This is a genomic window from Marinibacterium sp. SX1, from assembly GCF_050389775.1.
Taxonomy (GTDB): Bacteria; Pseudomonadota; Alphaproteobacteria; order Rhodobacterales; family Rhodobacteraceae; genus Marinibacterium.
The window spans coordinates 2992568-3005306 of the sequence record NZ_CP177144.1 but is presented as its reverse complement, the minus strand read 5'-3'; the positions used below and the strand labels follow the sequence as shown (position 1 = coordinate 3005306).

Below are 12739 nucleotides of genomic sequence, written 5' to 3'. Positions count from 1 at the left end.
GATGGATGTGACCGAGATCCTGCAGGCCGCCCGCGCGGCGGGGGTGATGATCGCCACCGCCGAAAGCTGCACCGGCGGCATGGTGGCCGCCGCGCTGACCGATGTGCCGGGCTCGTCGGACGTGGTCGAGCGGGGTTTTGTCACCTATTCCAACGCCGCCAAGCAGGAAATGCTGGGCGTGCGGGCCGAAACGCTGGCCGCCCATGGCGCGGTGTCCGAAGCGGTCGCCGCCGAGATGGCCCAGGGCGCGCTGGACCGGTCGGGCGCGGCGCTGGCCGTGTCGATCACCGGCATTGCCGGCCCCGGCGGGTCCGAGTTCAAGCCCGAAGGCCGGGTCTGTTTCGGCCTGGCCATGACCGGCCGGCCGCTGCGTGTGGAAACCGTCGAATTCGGCGCCCCGGGGCGCGACAAGGTGCGCTTGGCCGCCCGCGATCACGCCCTGGCCCTGCTGGGTGGCGCCCTGACGCCCGGCGCCTATCCGTAAAGCTCGGCCGCCCGGCGTTCAAAGGCCCGCACGATGCGCAGCATGGCCTCGTTGAACACCACGCCGATCAGCTTTTGCAGCACCGCGTTGCGGAATTCGAAATCGACAAAGAAGGACACGTCGCAGCCACCCTCGGCCTCGGCGAAACTCCAGTTGGATTTCATGTATTTGAACGGCCCGTCGAGATATTCGGTGTCGATTCGCCAATCTTCGGGGAACAGCGTGACCCGGCTGCCGAACCGCTCGCGGAAGACCTTGAAGCTGATCACCAGGTCGGCCTCCATGACCTCGGCAGCGCCTTCGGGCCGGCGCGAGCGGATGCGGGCGGCCGCACACCAGGGCAAAAATTGCGGATAGGACTCGACGTCGGCCACAAGGTCGTACATTTGCTGCGCCGTGTATGGCAGCGTCCGGGTTTCCGAATGTTTCGGCATCTTTAACGGGCTCGTTTGTCGCAGGTCGGCAGAGTTCGCGGGTGACAGTGGCGCGTGGTGTCGTATGCTCGGACTGAAAGATCAAGGGGGCCAGATGACCGACAAGGCTTACGTGATTGACGAACTGATCTCGGCCAAGGCCATTGCGGCGCGGATCGAGGCGCTGGCCAAGGACATCGAGACAAGCTTCGCCGGAACAGAGAAACTGGTTGTCGTGGGGCTGTTGCGCGGGTCGTTCATCTTCATCGCCGATCTCGTGCGCGATCTCGACCTGGCGGTCGAAGTTGATTTCATGGAGGTCTCGTCTTATGGCGATGCGATGGAATCGAGCCGCGAAGTGCGCATTATCAAGGACTTGCGCGGCCAGATCGAAGGCCGCGACGTGCTGGTCGTCGAGGATATCGTCGACACCGGCCACACGCTGAACAACGTGATAACCCTGCTGCGCAGCCGCGAGCCGGCGCGGCTGAAATCCATCGCCCTGCTGGACAAGCCGTCGCGCCGCGAGGTGGATTTCAAATCCGACTGGATCGGTTTCGAGATTCCCGATGAATTTGTCGTGGGTTACGGAATCGACTTTGCCCAACGCAACCGCAACCTGCCCTTCATCGGCGCAGTGCGGTTCACGGAATGAACCCGATCCACCTGTTGCGCATGCGGCGGTGGGTCCAGAACCCGCCGTCCTGGCGCCGGGTCAAGCTGGCCGCGGCGGTTGTGTTGGCCGCGCTGGCGGTCTGGGGCCTGGACAGATCCGGCCTGTGGCCCGATTGGGCCCGGGCAGACAGGATGGAACGACATGGGGTAAATGTCAGACCCTAGAGCCATTGAAGCCAACAAGGGATTGAACATGCTGACCTTTCTTCGCCTGGCCATTATCCTGGCCATCCTCGCGGGCATCGGCCTGTTTGTCACCCGCCCCCAACATGTCGACGCCGCGCTGACCCAGGGGCTAAGCCCCGACCGGGCCAATGGCGCGTTGGTCTTTCACGCCGGGGGGTGCGCATCCTGCCATGTCGATCCCGCGGCCGAGCCGCAGGATCCGCCGATCCTGGCCGGCGGGTACCGCATTCAAAGCCCCTTCGGCACTTTCGTTGCGCCCAACATCACCCCGTCCGAGGCCGGCATCGGCGGCTGGACGGCGCAGGACCTGGCCAATGCGCTGATCAAGGGCACGTCGCCCGACGGCCGGCATTATTACCCGGCCTTCCCCTACACGACCTACACGCACATGACGGCGCAGGACGTGGTCGACCTCAAGGCCTATCTGGACACGTTGCCGAGCTCCGACAGCGTCGCGCCGGATCACGAGCTGGGTTTTCCCTTTACGCTGCGGCGCGGGCTGGCGCTGTGGAAACTGGTCAATCTCAAGAGCGATTGGGTCATGGCCGAGGCGCCGACCGGCCAGCTGGACCGCGGGCGCTACCTGGTCGAGGCGCTGGGGCATTGCGGCGAATGCCACACGCCGCGCGATCTGACCGGGGGCATGAACCGCGCGGCCTGGCTGACCGGAGCGCCCAACCCGTCGGGCGACGGGCGCATTCCGGGCATCGCTCCGGCGGAACTGGATTGGTCGGCCGAGGACATCGCCTATTACCTGGAAAGCGGGTTCACCCCGGATTACGATAGCGCCGGCGGCGAAATGGCAAGCGTTGTCAACAACATGAGCCAGTTGCCCGCAGAGGATCGCGCGGCGATTGCGGCCTATCTCAAGGCGCTGCCCTGAGCGCCTCGGCGGGCCGCGTCACAGCTGGGACATGACGGCCAGTGACACGACGATCAGCATGGCCCCGGCCATGGCCAGGTTGATGCCGCGCTGAACCCCGGGGCGCAGCTCCAGCCGGCGCAGGGTGACCCCGGCCCAAAGCCAGGCCAGGTGGATCGGAATCCACAGGATGTTGAAGATCGCCAGCTTGATCGCGATTTCACTGGCCGGCGCCTGAGGCAGGAAGGCAAAGCCCGAGAACAGCGTCGTCGACACAACATAGGCCTTGGGGTTGATCGGTTGCAGCGCCAGCCCGTTCCAGAACCCCGGCGCACGGTCGGCATGAATGAACCCGATCTCGGCCCCGGCAAAGGCGATCTTGCCCGCCAGGTACAACAGGTAACCCGTTGACGCAAAAAGCAGAACGCCGCGCAGCCAGGGCAGCGCAAGGGCAATGGCCGCGACGCCCGAGATGACCAGCCCGGCCACCACGTTGTTGCCGACGAAAAGGCCACCGACATAGGCCAGCCCCGGGCGATAGCCATAACCCGCGCCGACCCCGGCCGTCGACAGGACGCCCGGACCGGGGGTGATCACAAGGAAAAGAACCGCAAGGCTGAACTCTAACACGGCATAAGCGGTAGCAAGCCGCGCGCCAAGGCGCAACGGCGCCGAGTGTCAGCCTTGCATCAGGGGCAGTTTACCCCAGTCCCAGCTTGCGCTGCCGGGCCTCGCGCAGGCGGGCGAAATCGTCGCCGGCGTGATAGGACGACCGGGTCAGCGGCGTGGCGGACACCATCAGGAAACCCTTGCCAAAGGCCGATTTCTCGTAGGCGGCAAATTCCTCGGGCGTGACGAAACGGTCGACCACGTGGTGCTTGGGCGTCGGTTGCAGGTATTGGCCGATGGTCAGGAAATCGACATCGGCCGCGCGCATGTCATCCATGACCTGCAGCACCGACGGGCGATCTTCGCCCAGGCCCACCATGATGCCCGACTTGGTAAAGATCGTCGGATCCATCTCTTTCACCCGTTGCAGCAGCCGCAGCGAATGAAAATACCGCGCGCCGGGCCGCACCGACGGGTAAAGCCCGGGCACGGTTTCGAGATTGTGGTTGAACACGTCGGGCCGCGCTTCGACCACGGTTTCCAGAACCGAGGGCGCGCATTTGAGGAAATCAGGGGTGAGGATCTCGATCGTGGTGGCCGGGGCGCGGTGGCGCACGGCGCGGATGGTCTGGGCGAAATGCTCGGCCCCACCGTCTTCGAGGTCGTCACGGTCGACCGAGGTGATGACCACGTGGTTCAGCCCCAGCTTTTCGACGGCATGGGCCACGCGGCCCGGTTCGAACACGTCCAGCGCATCCGGCCGGCCGGTGGCCACGTTGCAAAAGGTGCAACCGCGCGTACAGATTTCGCCCATGATCATCATGGTCGCGTGACCCTGGTTCCAGCATTCGCCCACATTGGGACAGCCGGCTTCTTCGCAGACCGTGGTCAGACGGTGCTCGCGCATGATCTTGGCCGTCTCGCGATACCCCTGCCCGACCGGCGCCTTGACCCGGATCCAGGCCGGTTTGCGGGGCTGGGCATTGTCCGGGCGATGCGCCTTCTCGGGATGGCGCTGGCCGGGAATCTTGAGGTCTCGCACGGGTCTGTCTCCTCCGCCTGTGTGGCGATCAGACCTATCATAAACGCCCTGACGTTGTACCGCCAGAGCTGCATGCCCGCCATGCATCCCCGCGCGGTAAATTCCTTTTGCCCGAAACTCCTTGCGAAACCGTTGACGCGCGCCGATCAGCCGATCAGGTAATCGCGCGTGCTCGGCCCCTGATAATAGCGCTTGAGCCGTTGCAGGGCGATCCGCAGCACGATCTTGCCCGACCGCGCCGACCAGCCCATGCGTTTCTCAGCCGTTTCAAGGCCTTCCAGCATGCAGCAGCAGCGCAGCGCCACGTCGCTCAGCCCCGGTCCCAGCTCGGCCAGCGCGCCCTGGACCCGCGCCAGCGCGGCGCCCGGACCATTGCCCGTGACCGGTCCGGCCTGCGGCACGTCGATGCCGCCGACCAGGAAACTGTCCCAATCCTGTGTCACCTGCGGGCCAACCTGCGCCAGCTCGAAATCCTCGCGCAGCCGTTCGCCCGCGCGCACCAGATCATCGGCGAGAAACGGCTTGCCGTCCTTGTCGCGCCGCCGCGCCAGCGCCACCAGCGGGCTTTCGACGGCACCATAGCGCACCCGCCGGCTGCGTCCCTCGAACTCGTCGGGATCGGCCATGCGCTGGCCGGCAAAGGCCTGGGGCGCCTCGGAAAATCCGTGTTCGGCATGAGACCGCGCGGCATTGGCATTCTCGGCCAGCAGCTTGTTCAGCGCCCCGCGGCCGGCCGCCGTGATCATGTAGCGCCGCACCCGCCCGCTGCCCGTACCCGCGATCCAGTCGTTCAGCGCCAGCGCGCCGGCGATCTCGCGATCGACCACCGCCGTACGCATCCCCGATCCGGCATGGGCATCGCGCACCACGACGGCCTTTTCCATGTCATCGGCCACCGCCAGTACCGCGCCGCTTTCACACAGCCGCCCCAGCACCCGCCGCGCCTCGTCGTGCAGCCGCCCCGGATCGGCCACCCCGGGCAGCGGCGCGCCCTTGCGCCGGTCGGGCCGGGCGACCAGGGCCAGCGCCTGAAGCGCCGCATCGATCAGCGGATCGTCGCGGCGTTGTTCGACCTTGCGGATCTGGCGCATCACCGTCGAGGCATGACAGCCGCAGCGCCGGGCCAGGTCACGGATGGGTTGGCCGGCCTCGGTATGGGCCAGGTAATGCCGCACGCTGGACGACACCCAACCGGGCAGCACTACCGCGCCTTCGCCGCGCATCTGCGTTCCGTTCATCATAACCATGCGATCAGTTGTCCCAAACTTATCCTCAATGTTATCTACAACCTTGAGGAGAATTTCTTACGCGGAAGTTAATGAACCCCTGCAGCTTTAACATTGTATCTAAACGATAAACAGAAATGAAACCACCGCGCGGGCTGTCGCCGCTTCGCGCAACACCCGCTTAAGTTGTGTATGGTTTTTCCACAGGGCCGCCTGTCGGCCGACACTCAGGAGACCAGACATGCAAGACCTACTCAGCATGGTGACCGCCCTTCGCCGCCCCCGGCTTCTGGTTCGTGCCGCACGCTGCGGCGCGGCCGATTACCGGCGCGACCGGCATCTGCAACGGCTGCTGGGATATGGCAGCCTGCCGCGCCCGGCGCCGGCGCTGATGCGGTTGATGGATATCGAAAGCGAGCTGGACAGCCAGCGCCGCGAAGGCGACACGGCCTATTCGCTGGTGTGCCACATCGACGTGCTGATCGCGATGATGGGCGAAGCCCAATTGATCCGCTCGGCCCAGGCCGCGGTGGCTCTGGACGAGTTGGGCTGAGGCGCGCCCGCGCCTCGCCCCTGAAATCTTCACTTACATGAAGGCGTCGGGCATCGAGGCCTTCTTCTCGGCGACGTAGCTGTCCAGCGCCTGGGCAATCGCCGGATCCAGATCCGGTTGACGATAGGTTTCCAGCAGCTTCGCCACCCGCTCGGCCGCAAGCGCCTGGGTATCGCGGGCGCCTTCCTCATCCCAGGTCTCGAACGGTTTGTAATCCAGCACCTGGCTGCGCCAGAACGCCGACTGGAAATTGGCCTGTGTATGGGCGCAACCCAAGTAATGGCCGCCCGGCCCGACCTCGGCAATGGCATCCATGGCCTGAGCATTGACGTCGACGGGCACGCCTTCGGCCATCTTGTGCAGAACGCCCAACTGGTCGGCATCCATCACGAATTTCTCGTAGGAACTGACCAGACCGCCTTCGAGCCAGCCACAGGCATGCAGCATGAAATTCACGCCGCCCATCAGCGCCGTGTTCAGCGTGTTCGAGGTTTCATAGGCGGCCTGGGCATCCGGCAGTTTCGACGCGCAAAGCGCGCCGCCCGAGCGGAACGGCAGCTTCATCCGCCGCGCCAGCTGACCGGCGCCGTAGAGGATCTGGCTGGCCTCGGGCGTGCCAAAGGTGGGCGCCCCGGAATTCATGTCGATCGAGGTGACAAAGGCCCCGAAGATCACCGGCGCGCCGGGCCGAACAAGCTGGGAATAGGCAATGCCGGCAAGCACTTCGGCCAGAACCTGGGTCAGCGTGCCGGCGACGGAAACCGGCGCCATCGCCCCGCCGACGATGAAGGGCGACACGATGCAGGCCTGGTTGTTGCGGGCATAGACCTCAAGCGCGCCCATCATCACGTCATCAAACGTCAGCGGCGAATTGATGTTGATGAGCGAGGTCATCACCGTGTTCTGCTGCACGAAATCCTTGCCGAAGAGAATCTCGCACATCTCGACGCTGTCCTGCGCCCGGCTGGGTTCGGTCACCGAGCCCATGAACGGCTTGTCCGACAGGGTCATATGCGCCAGCAGCATGTCGAGATGGCGCTTGTTGACGGGCACATCCGTGGGCTCGCAGACCGTGCCCCCCGAATGGTGCAACCACTTGGACATATAGCCAAGTTTCACGAAATTGCGGAAATCTTCCATCGTGGCGTAACGCCGTCCGCCCTTGGCATCGCGCACGAAGGGAGGGCCGTAAACCGGTGCACAGACAAGGGATTTTCCGCCGATCACCACGTTGCGCTCGGGATTTCGGGCGTGCTGGGTGAAAGACGACGGGGCGGTGGCGCAGAGCTTGCGCGCGAGGCCGCGCGGGATGCGCACGCGCTCGCCGACAATCTCGGCCCCGGCGTCGCGCCACAGCTCCAGCGCCCCGGGATTGTTGACGAAATTGACGCCGATCTCGGCCAGCACCGTTTCGGCATTGGCCTCGATGATCTCCAACGCCTCTTCGGTCAGGATCTCGAAATTGGGGATGTTTCGCTCGATGTAGCGGGCCGTTTCGATGCGCACGGCCGTACGTTCCGCGCGCCGCGCCGCGCCGCCGCCGCCCCTGCGCCGCCCCGTTGCCCTGGGTTGATCCGCCATGATGCCACACCTCACTTCTGCCGGCCGCGGCCTGACCGCACCGCGCCCTTCTGTCGGTTGTCTAGCCAGAACCGCAAGCGCCGCGCCATGCGATTGCGTCATGTCCGGACCGAAAACGACATCCTATCCTGTCATGGCGGGATTAACGCGATGTCAACGCCGGTGGCCCAAGCTTGCGCGGGCAAGGCAAGAACACGAGGTCGCGCCACATGCCCCGGTTTCCGTCACCGCCCGTGATGTCGCTTACATCCGCCCTGGCCCGCCTGTCGGGCCTGGCCCTGTGCCTGTCGCTGATGGCCGGCGCCGCGCTGGCCCTGTGCCAGGATTACGGACCGCAAACACCACGCGATATTTCAAACACTTATGGCCGAAACGGCGTGCGTTTCGATTTTGCCCCGCCGGCGGCCGAGATGAACCTGTGCAACATCCATACCCATACAAATGCCGAACACATGGGGCCCGGATTTTCTGTCTATGCCGGCCCGGGTGAGTCGGGCGGGTTTCGATGTACCGGGTCGAATCGCCTGTCCGTCGCCGAGCTGACACGCCCAGGCGAGGAGATGCCCGCGACCCACGGCGATGACAATGCGGGCACAGACCATGCAGGCCACGACGCGGATCAAGATGCCGGCCATGTCACCCGGACCAGCGGCGGGCATGGCGTGGAATTGCCCCGATCGGGAGGGTTTCATGGGGTTCAGCCCGGCGACACGATCGAGGTGCATTGGGTCTATTCCACGTGCCCGGTCGATCCCGGGCCCGGCCTGGGGGCATGCCTGTCCGAAGGCTGCGCCAATCCGCAACTGCGTGTCGAATCTCAGGTGTTCTTGGTCGTGAATGACCCCAACGCTCTGGATTTCATGGATTTTGTCTATCGCGGCACGATGCGCTCGGGCCTGCACCAGCCGCGTTCCCTGCCCACCGGCACCGGCAATCCGGTGGTCTTTCGCGGTTCGACCACCGGGCCGAGTTACAGCGAAGACACCTGTTCGCCGCTCCAGGTCACCTGGTCGGTGCGCCCGCGCTGCGCCCGGCTGGATATCACGACGCTGGATGAATGGGCGATGAGCGGGAACATTTTCGAGGAAACCCACAGCCATGGTGTGCGCCAATTGGTCACCGCGCCCGAATTGCTGGCCCCGATCGATTGACGCATGCAGGCCATTCCGCCCCTGTGCCCGGCGCCGCTGGTCGCGCATGCCGCGGGAAAATCGCTTCGAAGGGCGCGCAAAGGAAACGGTGCTCTTGCCCGGATGCGCCAATGGCCCTAAAGGCAGGCCATGAGCCAGATCTCCCACGACCGCCTTCTCATCATCGACTTCGGCAGCCAGGTCACGCAGCTCATCGCGCGACGCCTGCGCGAGCTGAATGTCTATTGCGAGATCCACCCGTTTCAGAGCGTGGATGCCGCCTTTCTGACCGACTTTGCGCCCAAGGCCGTGATCCTTTCGGGTGGCCCGGCCTCGGTCATCGACGCCGGTTCGCCGCGCCCGCCGGAAGAGGTCTTTGGCCTCGGTGTTCCGGTCCTTGGCATCTGTTATGGCCAGCAGGTGATGATGCAGATGCTGGGCGGCCTGGTCGAGCGCGGTCATGGCACCGCCGAATTCGGCCGTGCCTTCGTCACGCCCTCGGATGCGCCGCTGTCAATCCTGGAAGGCTGGTTCGACGAAGGTCCGGAACAGGTCTGGATGAGCCACGGCGACCATGTCAGCCGCATCGCCCCGGGCTTCGAAGTCTTTGGCACCTCGCCCAACGCGCCCTTTGCCGTCACCGCCGACCTGTCGCGCAACTTCTTTGCCGTGCAGTTCCACCCCGAGGTGCACCACACCCCGCGCGGCGCCGGGCTTTACGCCAATTTCGTCCGCCTGGCCGGTTTTTCCGGCGACTGGACCATGGGTGCCTATCGCGAGGAAGCGGTGCAGAAGATCCGCGACCAGGTGGGCGACGCCAAGGTCATCTGCGCCCTGTCCGGCGGGGTCGACAGCTCGGTCGCGGCGGTGCTGATCCACGAGGCCATCGGCGACCAGCTGACCTGCGTTTTCGTCGATCACGGCCTGCTGCGCCAGGGCGAGGCCGACGAGGTCGTGACCATGTTCCGCGACCATTACAACATGGAGCTGATCCACGCCCAGGAGCAGGATCTCTTCATCGGCGCGCTGGAGAATGTTTCCGACCCGGAAACAAAGCGGAAGACAATCGGCCGGCTTTTCATCGAAGTTTTCGAGCAAAAAGCGAATCAGATCGGCAATGTCTCGTTCCTGGCGCAGGGCACGCTCTATCCCGATGTCATCGAATCGGTGTCCTTTTCGGGCGGCCCCTCGGTCACGATCAAGTCGCACCACAATGTTGGCGGCCTGCCCGAGAAGATGGGGTTGAAGCTGGTCGAGCCGCTGCGCGAATTGTTCAAGGACGAGGTCCGCGCGCTGGGTCGCGAGCTGGGCCTGCCCGCCCATTTCATCGGTCGCCATCCCTTCCCGGGGCCCGGCCTGGCCATCCGCTGCCCGGGCGAGATCACCCGCGACAAGCTGGAAATCCTGCGCAAGGCCGATGCGGTTTACATCGACCAGATCCGCAAACATGGCCTTTACGACGAAATCTGGCAGGCCTTTGCGGCGCTGCTGCCCGTGCGCACCGTTGGCGTGATGGGCGACGGGCGCACCTATGATTACGCCTGCGCCTTGCGCGCGGTGACCTCGGTCGATGGCATGACGGCGGACTATTATCCGTTCACCCATGAATTCCTGGGCGAAACCGCCACGCGGATCATCAACGAGGTGCAGGGCATCAACCGCGTGACCTATGACATCACCTCCAAACCTCCGGGCACCATCGAGTGGGAGTGATCCCCGACCGATGATGTAGCGCAGGGATCCGGGCCGACCGGGCCGGAGGAGCGGATGAACCAGAGCGAAGACAGACCCGGGCGCGCGGCCGCCTGGATGATCGGCGCCATCGCGTCGTTTTCATCAATGGCGGTGGCCGGGCGCGAAGTCAGCGTTCAGCTCGATACGTTCGAGCTGATGATGTACCGCTCGCTGTTCGGCCTGATGATCGTCGCCGCGGTGCTGACCGTCACCGGCAAATGGGCTTCGGTCACGACCGACCGTCTGGGCCTGCACCTGGCCCGCAACGCGGCTCATTTCACCGGCCAGAACCTCTGGTTCTTCGCCATCACCATGATTCCCCTGGCCCAGGTCTTTGCGCTGGAATTCACCCAGCCGATCTGGGTTCTGCTGCTGTCACCGCTGTTGCTAGGCGAACGGCTGACCGCCGTGCGCAGCCTGGCCGCGGCGTTGGGCTTTGCCGGCATCCTGATCGTCGTGCGCCCGGGCGCCGAACAGCTGAACTTGGGCGTGCTCTGCGCCGCATCGGCCGCGATCTGCTTTGCCTTTACCACGATCTTTACCAAGCGCCTGACGCGCACGGCATCGATCGGCTGCATCCTGTTCTGGCTGACCCTGATGCAACTGGTCCTGGGCCTGATCGCCGCCGGGTTCGATTTCGACATCACCCTGCCCGACGCCCGCGCCCTGCCCTGGGTCATCCTGGTCGCGCTGGCCGGCCTGCTCGCGCATTTCTGCGTTGCCAACGCCCTGGCCATCGCCCCGGCCACCTTTGTCATCCCCATCGATTTTGCCCGGGTGCCGACCATCGCCATCGTCGGCATGCTGCTGTACCAGGAACCCTTGGATATCTGGGTCTTTGTCGGGGCCATCGTCATTTTCGCGGGCAATTACATCAATTTGCTGGCAGAAAACCGCAAGCGCCGGGATGCCGCCACCGCCGGGGCATGACGTCTGGGGCGCAACAATGTTGCGTGTGTCCTTCCCGCACGTCATTTTTGTTATTCCGTGTGGTCATGCTTGCCTAAACCAAGGGTGACCTAGTATCCTTCTACGTCAATTGGGAGGAAATCATGCAGCGTTATCTGACACTTGCTTCGGCGGGATGCCTTGTCGCATCGATGTCGCATGCCGGCGGGATCGACCGGTCCGGGCAAAGCATCGCCCCGCTGTTCGAAACCGGCGGCGAAAGTGGGTCTTATGCCGAATTGTCCTTCGGCTCGGTCTATCCGGATGTCACCGGCTCGGCACTGGGCGCCGATTCGGGCAATCTGACCGAAAATTACCTGCGCTTCGGCGCGGCCTACAAGACCGACATCAACGACCGCATCAGCCTGGCGCTGATCTTTGACCAGCCCTATGGCGCGGATGTCAGCTATCCGACCGGCACGGGCTATGTCTTTGGCGGCTCGACGGCGGAATTCGAAAGCAACGCCATCACAGGTATCCTGCGCTACAAGTTCGACGGTGGGTTCAGCGTGCATGCCGGCCTGCGCGCCCAGGCCATTTCGGCCGACGTGGCGATCCCCTATTTCGCCGGCTACACCGCCAGCAGCCCGACCGACACGTCCTTTGGCTACCTGGTCGGCGCGGCCTACGAGAAACCGGAAATCGCCCTGCGCGTGGCGTTGACCTATTTCTCGAAGGTCAAACATGACACCGAGGTCACCGAATACACCGCCCTGACCGGCACATCGACCAGCCCGACCTCGCTGGAGACGCCCGAGGCGATCAACTTTGATTTCCAGACCGGCATCGCCGCCGACACGCTGCTGTTTGGTGGCGTGCGCTGGGTGAACTGGGCCGATTTCACGATCACGCCGCCGGTCTACGAGAACCTGCTGGGCACGCCGATCGTCTATTACAACGGCAATTACACCACCTATACCGTTGGTGTGGGACGGAAATTCAACGACACCTGGTCGGGCTCGGTGGCGCTGACTTATGAGCCGGCCGTCGGTGGCTACACGACGAACCTCGGCCCCCATGACGGGCTGTTCGGCGTGACGGTCGGCGTGAAATACACCCGCGACCGGTTCAGCGTGTCCGGCGGGGTCAACCTGGCCTGGATCGGCGACGCGGAAACCGTCGTGTCGCGCACGCCCTTCGCGACCTCGTCCTTTGACAACAACACCGCGATCGGCGCGGGCATCAAGATCGGCTACAACTTCTGATCCTGCCCGACGCCTGCCATCGCCCGGATCCTGTCCCCGGGCGATAGCGCAACAACCGGGTCGCCCACGAGCGGCGGCCCGGGCTAGCTGG

At 64.6% G+C, this 12739-nt stretch carries 13 protein-coding genes; 8 read left to right on the top strand and 5 right to left on the bottom strand.

Annotated features, from left to right (window positions below; genetic code table 11):
• Nucleotide 1 precedes the first annotated feature (1 nt).
• Nucleotides 2-484: a CinA family protein gene (locus tag ACK3BB_RS13605; RefSeq protein WP_428925186.1), complete on the top strand. Its 483-nt coding sequence runs from the start codon at nt 2-4 to the stop codon at nt 482-484.
• Here the strand turns inward: ACK3BB_RS13605 and ACK3BB_RS13600 are convergent.
• Nucleotides 475-918, bottom strand: a complete 444-nt coding sequence (locus ACK3BB_RS13600) for a type II toxin-antitoxin system RatA family toxin (RefSeq protein WP_428925185.1) — start codon at nt 916-918, stop codon at nt 475-477. The genes ACK3BB_RS13605 and ACK3BB_RS13600 overlap by 10 nt on opposite strands.
• Before the next feature lie 94 nt (nt 919-1012).
• Here ACK3BB_RS13600 and hpt point away from each other — a divergent pair, with 94 nt between their 5' ends.
• Together hpt and ACK3BB_RS13590 are read left to right on the top strand one after the other, a co-directional pair.
• Entirely contained in the window at nt 1013-1552 is a 540-nt protein-coding gene (hpt, locus tag ACK3BB_RS13595; RefSeq protein WP_428925184.1) for a hypoxanthine phosphoribosyltransferase, read from the top strand.
• Nucleotides 1553-1765: 213 nt separating this feature from the next.
• Complete coding sequence (locus tag ACK3BB_RS13590; RefSeq protein WP_428925183.1) at nt 1766-2641, top strand: c-type cytochrome; 876 nt, start codon at nt 1766-1768, stop codon at nt 2639-2641.
• Nucleotides 2642-2659: 18 nt separating this feature from the next.
• Here the strand turns inward: ACK3BB_RS13590 and ACK3BB_RS13585 are convergent, their stop codons facing one another.
• The 3 genes from ACK3BB_RS13585 to ACK3BB_RS13575 all read right to left on the bottom strand — a co-directional run bounded on the left by ACK3BB_RS13585 (nt 2660) and on the right by ACK3BB_RS13575 (nt 5518).
• Entirely contained in the window at nt 2660-3217 is a 558-nt protein-coding gene (locus ACK3BB_RS13585; RefSeq protein WP_428925182.1) for a LysE family translocator, read from the bottom strand.
• A 103-nt stretch (nt 3218-3320) separates the two neighbouring features.
• Nucleotides 3321-4271 (bottom strand): lipoyl synthase, encoded by a 951-nt coding sequence (lipA, locus tag ACK3BB_RS13580; RefSeq protein ID WP_428925181.1) that lies wholly within the window; start codon nt 4269-4271, stop codon nt 3321-3323.
• A 146-nt stretch (nt 4272-4417) separates the two neighbouring features.
• On the bottom strand, nt 4418-5518 hold the full coding sequence (locus tag ACK3BB_RS13575; protein ID WP_428925180.1) for a DUF6456 domain-containing protein: 1101 nt from the start codon (nt 5516-5518) through the stop codon (nt 4418-4420).
• Between the two features lie 220 nt (nt 5519-5738).
• Between ACK3BB_RS13575 and ACK3BB_RS13570 the strand changes: the two genes are divergently transcribed.
• Nucleotides 5739-6050, top strand: a complete 312-nt coding sequence (locus tag ACK3BB_RS13570) for a DUF6477 family protein (protein WP_428925179.1) — start codon at nt 5739-5741, stop codon at nt 6048-6050.
• A gap of 33 nt (nt 6051-6083) precedes the next feature.
• Here the strand turns inward: ACK3BB_RS13570 and ACK3BB_RS13565 are convergent, their stop codons facing one another.
• A complete protein-coding gene (locus tag ACK3BB_RS13565) occupies nt 6084-7631 on the bottom strand; it encodes a trimethylamine methyltransferase family protein (protein ID WP_428925178.1) in 1548 nt (515 codons plus the stop codon).
• 293 nt (nt 7632-7924) lie between these two features.
• Here ACK3BB_RS13565 and ACK3BB_RS13560 point away from each other — a divergent pair, with 293 nt between their 5' ends.
• The 4 genes from ACK3BB_RS13560 to ACK3BB_RS13545 all read left to right on the top strand — a co-directional run bounded on the left by ACK3BB_RS13560 (nt 7925) and on the right by ACK3BB_RS13545 (nt 12648).
• On the top strand, nt 7925-8782 hold the full coding sequence (locus tag ACK3BB_RS13560) for a delta-class carbonic anhydrase (protein WP_428925177.1): 858 nt from the start codon (nt 7925-7927) through the stop codon (nt 8780-8782).
• A gap of 129 nt (nt 8783-8911) precedes the next feature.
• Nucleotides 8912-10474, top strand: coding sequence for a glutamine-hydrolyzing GMP synthase (gene guaA / locus ACK3BB_RS13555; protein WP_428925176.1), 1563 nt, complete (start codon nt 8912-8914; stop codon nt 10472-10474).
• Between the two features lie 54 nt (nt 10475-10528).
• Nucleotides 10529-11425, top strand: coding sequence for a DMT family transporter (locus ACK3BB_RS13550; RefSeq protein WP_428925175.1), 897 nt, complete (start codon nt 10529-10531; stop codon nt 11423-11425).
• Between the two features lie 122 nt (nt 11426-11547).
• Nucleotides 11548-12648, top strand: a complete 1101-nt coding sequence (locus tag ACK3BB_RS13545; RefSeq protein ID WP_428925174.1) for an OmpP1/FadL family transporter — start codon at nt 11548-11550, stop codon at nt 12646-12648.
• Nucleotides 12649-12739 lie beyond the last annotated feature (91 nt).